The organism is Priestia sp. P5_B4 (assembly GCF_056400385.1).
This window is the reverse complement of sequence record NZ_JBFULJ010000191.1, coordinates 1-5,814: the sequence shown is the minus strand read 5'-3', so window position 1 is coordinate 5,814 and position 5,814 is coordinate 1. Positions and strand designations below refer to the sequence as shown.

Genomic DNA, 5,814 nt, shown 5'->3' with positions numbered 1-5,814 from the left:
CTTTACAAGTTGAGTATTACAATATATTATTTGTGACTAGAATTTCAAGAATTTTTTGAGAAGGTGTGCGATGATGAAACAATTTGAGCAATCGGAACTATTAAAAAGTTTACCAAAACAATTTTTTGCATCACTTGTAGGCAAGGTAGGAAAAGTAATGGCCCAAGGTCACGACGTTATTAACTTAGGGCAGGGAAATCCTGATCAGCCTACTCCTTCACATATTGTAGAAACACTGCAAAAAGCAAGTGCTAATCCTATGCATCATAAATATTCTCCGTTTCGGGGGCACCAGTTTTTAAAAGAGGCCGTTGCGACTTTTTATAAACGAGAATATGGCGTTGATGTGGATCCTGAAAAAGAAGTAGCTATTTTGTTTGGCGGGAAAGGTGGACTTGTAGAAATCCCGCAGTGCTTATTAAACCCTGGAGATACGGTGCTGGTTCCGGATCCTGGGTATCCTGATTACTGGTCTGGAGTASAGCTTGCAAAAGCCAAGATGGAAGTGATGCCGCTCACGGCTGAAAATCATTTTCTACCCGTATACGAAGAGATAAGTGAACGTGCTAAAGAACAGGCAAAGCTCATGTTTTTAAACTATCCGAATAATCCTACTGGTGCAGTGGCAACGGCAGAATTTTTTGAAGACACCGTGGCGTTTGCTGCCAAGCACGATATTTGTGTGGTACACGACTTTGCTTACGGAGCAATTGGATTTGATGGTAAAAAGCCAATCAGCTTTTTACAGACTCCTGGTGCAAAAGAGACGGGAATTGAAATTTATACTCTTTCTAAAACGTATAACATGGCGGGATGGCGAGTTGGATTTGCTGTAGGAAATGAAAGTGTTGTAGAAGCTATTAATCTTCTTCAAGATCATATGTATGTCAGTCTATTTGGGGCGGTTCAAGAGGCAGCCGCCGCAGCTCTGGTGGAATCTCAACAATGTGTGAATGATTTAGTTAAGCGCTATGAATCTAGACGCAATACCTTTATTCAAGGGCTTCGAGAAATTGGTTGGGATGTTACATCTCCAGCAGGCTCCTTTTTTGCATGGCTAAAAGTTCCTGAAGGATATACTTCCGAACAGTTTTCAGATTTACTTCTTGAAAAAGCCCACGTTGTAGTGGCGCCTGGTGTAGGCTTTGGAACATATGGTGAAGGCTATGTGCGCGTAGGAATGCTGACGGATGAAGAGCGCATGAGAGAAGCAGTATCTCGAATAAAAAAATTAAATTTATTTTAAAAACGCATTGACAATCCTTTTTGAGTTGGCTTAATATGTAAGAAGTTAACGAGATTAATAACCGATAAATCCTAGCGGTATTTTGTATTTAGTATATAATCTACGAATTTAAATTAAATAAATAGCAACTTTCTTATTAAGAGTAGGTGGAGGGACTAGCCCGATGAAGCCCGGCAACCGACTTAACGCATGTTAAGCACGGTGCTAATTCTTGCAGCAGCAGCTGAGAGATAAGAAGAGCAACGAAAGCCTCTTCTTAATCACAGAAGAGGTTTTTTTTATTAACGATATTAAACAGCAAGGGAGTTTTTAGCATAATGAGCGAAATCGTTGCAAGCTACTTACTACATGATAATAAAGGGAATTTTCATAAAAAAGCGGAAGGAATCGCTTTAGGACTAACCGTCGGCTCATGGACAGATCTGCCGCTTTTAGATCAACAGCAGCTTCAAAAGCATAAAGGGCGCGTCGTGTCCGTAACTGAGCTTCAAGATTGCGAACGTGTAAACGGATATTTAGGCGGAGAAATTAAGCAGGCTATTGTCAAAATTGCTTATCCAACTGCCAACTTTTCAAGAGATTTACCGGCTATTTTAGTTACGGTTTTCGGAAAACTATCACTTGATGGAAAAGTGAAATTATTAGACTTGAATTTTCCTGATGAATTATTAGCTGAATTCCCAGGACCGCGCTTTGGAATAGAAGGTATTCGAGAGAAACTAGGCGTTTATGACCGTCCGCTTGTGATGAGTATTTTTAAAGGCGTGATTGGAAGAGATATGACGTACTTAACAACTCAGCTGCGTGAGCAAGCGCTTGGCGGAGTGGATTTGGTTAAAGACGACGAGATTTTGTTTGATAGTGAACGAACACCTTTTGAAGCTCGCGTTACAGAAGGGAAAAAAGTACTGAATGAAGTATACGAAAAAATGGGACACCGTACGCTGTATGCTGTTAATTTAACGGGACGAACGTTTGAGTTAAAAGAAAAAGCGAGAAAAGCAGCTGAGCTAGGAGCCGATGCTCTTTTATTCAACGTATTTGCTTACGGGTTAGACGTACTGCAGGCACTTCGAGAAGATGATGAAATTAACTTGCCGATTATGGCACACCCAGCTGTTAGCGGAGCGCTTACGCCGTCAGAGTTTTACGGTTTTTCAAATTCATTGCTGCTTGGAAAGCTATTGCGTTTAGCCGGAGCAGATTTCTCACTGTTTCCATCACCATACGGAAGCGTAGCGCTTTCTCTTGAAGATACGACAGGCATTGCCTACGAATTAACGCGTCCTGTATACAAATATAAGCAGTCTTTCCCGGTTCCTTCAGCAGGAATTCATCCTGGAATGGTACCGCAGCTTGTGAAGGACTTTGGAATCGACAGTATTATTAATGCAGGAGGCGGAGTTCACGGTCATCCAGACGGAGCTATCGGAGGAGGAAAAGCCTTCCGTGCGGCGATAGATGCAGTACTCTCTCATCAAACACTAGCCGAAAAAGCTGAAGAATCAAAAGAGTTGCAAAAAGCTTTGCAACTATGGGGAACAGTAGAGGTGAAAGCATGACATCCTTAAAAATCTTTTGTGACTTTGATGGAACAATTACAAATAGCGATAACATTATTGCTATTATGAAACAATTTGCTCCTCCGGAGTGGGAAAGTATTAAAGACGACGTGTTGGCACAGCGCGTCTCCATTCAAGAAGGAGTTGGGCAAATGTTTGCCTTGCTCCCCGTGGAATTAAAAGAAGATATTATTTCTTATATTTTAGAGACGTCTGCTATTCGAGATGGATTTGATGATTTTATTGCCTATACAAAAGAGCACCATATTCCGCTTTATATTGTAAGCGGAGGAATTGACTTTTTTGTAAAACCACTTTTGGGAAATCGAGTTGCAGAGGAAATGCTCTACTGCAACGGATCTGATTTTTCCGGTGAGCATATTTCCATTACGTGGCCTCATACATGTGATAAACAGTGTACAAATGACTGCGGCTGCTGTAAGCCAACGATTATTCGCCATCTTGCAGATGAAAGAGATCATACGGTTGTTATTGGCGATTCCATTACGGATTTGCAGGCTGCCAAATTAGCTGATACGGTCATTGCACGTGACTTTTTAATTGAAAAATGTGAAGAGCTATCTCTACCGTATCGTCCTTTTTCTACTTTTTATGATGTCATTCACCATTTACAAGAATTAACAGAAGAGGTGAAAGCATGAGTATTATGGCTCAGCAACGATTACACGAGCTTGCGGATATAAAAGATGAGCTGGCAGAGCGCGATTGGTTCTTCGGTACGAGCGGAAACTTAGCGATTAAAGTGGATCAAAACCCGACAACTTTCTTTGTATCAGCAAGTGGAAAAGATAAAAGAAAACGCACAAATGAAGATTTTTTATTAGTTGATCAATATGGAAAGCCTGCAGAAGACACGCATTTAAAGCCTTCTGCTGAAACGCTTTTACACGTTAAGATTTACGATTTAACGAATGCTGGGTGCAGTCTTCATGTACATACAATCGACAACAACGTGATCTCTGAACTGTACGGAGATGAAGGCGTTATTTCATTCAAAGGTCAAGAAATTATTAAGGCACTAGGTATTTGGGAAGAAGATGCGGAAATTACTGTTCCGATTATTCCGAATTACGCAGATATTCCGACACTAGCAGAAGAGTTCTCTCACCATATAAAAGGCGATCAAGGCGCGATTTTGATTCGTAATCACGGGATTACGGTATGGGGAAAAAATGCATTTGAAACAAAAAAAGCGCTAGAAGCCTATGAATTTCTATTTAGCTACCACGTCAAATTACTGTCACTTAAAGGCATTAAGCCAAAGGTGCATTTATAAAAGGAGGAAACAACAATGGCGCACATTCGCTTACATGTAAACAATAAAAGAATTGAAACTCAAGAGGAAGTATCAGCTTTTCTGGCAAACAATGAAGTTATTTATGAAAACTGGGATATTACAAAACTTCCAGAAAATCTTCGTGAAAAATATGATTTAACTGATGAAGAAAAAACAGAAATTTTAAACGCTTTTGGTGAGGATATTAAAGATATTTCGGAACGCCGCGGCTATAAAGCTCAAGATGTTATCTCGTTATCGGAATCTACCCCAAATATTGATGAATTGTTAACAAACTTTCAGCGCAAGCATATTCATACAGATGACGAAGTTCGCTTTATTGTAAGCGGTCATGGAATCTTTGTTATTCAAGGAAAAGACGGCGAATTTTTTGATGTTGAATTAGAGCCGGGCGATTTAATTTCAGTACCAGAAAACATTCTTCATTACTTTACACTAATGGAAGATCGTAAAGTAGTCGCTGTCCGAATTTTCGTGACAACTGAAGGATGGGTACCTATTTACGCATAACAATTACTTGTAAAGCATAGGTCATCATCACCCCGCTTTTACATCTTAAAAGCGGGGTATTCTTTGGATTATTATAAAACTAACTATTTTTATGTGAATAATAAGTTTAATGGGAGGAACACCATGAAAAAGAGTAAAAAAATGCTGTGGCCACTTACTTTGCTCGTGCTTCTAGTCTTTGCACTGGCTGCCTGCACGAAAGAACAGCCAAGTCTAAACGAGAAAGCACAGGCAGCTCCAGCGCAGCAAGCGGCTTCTGCTAAGCCTGTACAGCAAGAAGGAAAAAAGGTTACGAAAGATACAAAAATTGCGCTTATTTCTGAATTTACGTCAGGCACTCACGCTGCTCAGTACATAACAGGTGTGACAAAAGCGGCTAAAAAAGCRGGGGTACAGCTATCTGTTTCTGATTCAAACAATGATCAATCCAAAATGGCTGCTTATTTAGACACGGCTATTAACCAAAATGTTGACGGTATTATGATTGACCACGGCCGGGCTGAAACCCTTGAACCTGGCGTGAAGCGCGCGATTGCAAAAGGAATTCCCGTTATTGCAACAGACGTAGAATTAAAAGTAGAAGGCGTTACAACAATTGACCAAGACGATTATATGCTTGCGCTGCAGGGTCTGAAACAAATGATGCAGGACATTAATGGAAAAGGAAACATTATATATGCATTTGTTGGAGGGTTTGCGCCGATGGAAAAGCGCGACAGCATTTATAAAATTATGATGAATCGCTATCCAGATGTAAAACAAATTGCTACGTTTGGAAGCGCAACGGACAACACCTCATTAGACACACAAAATAAAATGGCAGCTGTGTTGAAGCAGTATCCAAATAAAGGAGACATCGCGGCCGTTTGGGCACCTTGGGACGAATTTGCAAAAGGAGTAACAAGAGCGATTAAAGAAGCAGGACGAGACGAGATTAAAGTGTACGGAGTAGACTTATCTGATGAAGATCTACAAATGATGCAGGCAAAAAACAGCCCGTGGAAAGCGTCAGCTGCCGTAAATCCAGCTTCAGTAGGAGAAAAGCAAGTTGATCTGCTTCTTAAAAAGATTTCCGGTCAAGAGATCCCTCGTTATTATTCCTTTGATCCGGTTTTAGTCAAACAAACAGACTTGCCTAATCAAACGATTAATATGGATCAGCTTAGTCAGTATGTAGA

At 40.5% G+C, this 5,814-nt stretch carries 6 protein-coding genes and 1 riboswitch; all 6 genes read left to right on the top strand.

The window, feature by feature from the left end:
* Nucleotides 1-73: 73 nt before the first annotated feature.
* A complete protein-coding gene (locus tag AC1DRF_RS14920) occupies nt 74-1,246 on the top strand; it encodes an aminotransferase class I/II-fold pyridoxal phosphate-dependent enzyme (RefSeq protein ID WP_477741035.1) in 1,173 nt (390 codons plus the stop codon).
* Between the two features lie 130 nt (nt 1,247-1,376).
* Nucleotides 1,377-1,483: riboswitch (SAM riboswitch) on the top strand.
* Between the two features lie 80 nt (nt 1,484-1,563).
* Entirely contained in the window at nt 1,564-2,808 is a 1,245-nt protein-coding gene (gene mtnW / locus AC1DRF_RS14915) for a 2,3-diketo-5-methylthiopentyl-1-phosphate enolase (protein ID WP_274155822.1), read from the top strand.
* A complete protein-coding gene (locus tag AC1DRF_RS14910; protein ID WP_028407890.1) occupies nt 2,805-3,470 on the top strand; it encodes a 2-hydroxy-3-keto-5-methylthiopentenyl-1-phosphate phosphatase in 666 nt (221 codons plus the stop codon). Before mtnW ends, AC1DRF_RS14910 begins: the two co-directional genes overlap by 4 nt.
* Nucleotides 3,467-4,105: a methylthioribulose 1-phosphate dehydratase gene (locus tag AC1DRF_RS14905; RefSeq protein WP_013082222.1), complete on the top strand. Its 639-nt coding sequence runs from the start codon at nt 3,467-3,469 to the stop codon at nt 4,103-4,105. The genes AC1DRF_RS14910 and AC1DRF_RS14905 overlap by 4 nt, the downstream gene beginning before the upstream one ends.
* A gap of 15 nt (nt 4,106-4,120) precedes the next feature.
* The gene (locus tag AC1DRF_RS14900) at nt 4,121-4,636 is read left to right on the top strand and encodes a 1,2-dihydroxy-3-keto-5-methylthiopentene dioxygenase (protein ID WP_477741034.1); all 516 of its coding nucleotides are present in this window, start codon (nt 4,121-4,123) and stop codon (nt 4,634-4,636) included.
* 123 nt (nt 4,637-4,759) lie between these two features.
* The coding region (locus AC1DRF_RS14895; RefSeq protein ID WP_477741033.1) for a sugar ABC transporter substrate-binding protein at nt 4,760-5,814 on the top strand (1,055 nt) is incomplete at its 3' end.

What these genes read in the sequence shown, in the direction of transcription:
- mtnW (WP_274155822.1), top strand. Translation starts at nt 1,564, where the DNA reads ATGAGCGAAATCGTTGCAAGCTACTTACTACATGATAATAAAGGGAAT.
- AC1DRF_RS14910 (WP_028407890.1), top strand. Translation starts at nt 2,805, where the DNA reads ATGACATCCTTAAAAATCTTTTGTGACTTTGATGGAACAATTACAAAT.
- AC1DRF_RS14905 (WP_013082222.1), top strand. Translation starts at nt 3,467, where the DNA reads ATGAGTATTATGGCTCAGCAACGATTACACGAGCTTGCGGATATAAAA.
- AC1DRF_RS14900 (WP_477741034.1), top strand. Translation starts at nt 4,121, where the DNA reads ATGGCGCACATTCGCTTACATGTAAACAATAAAAGAATTGAAACTCAA.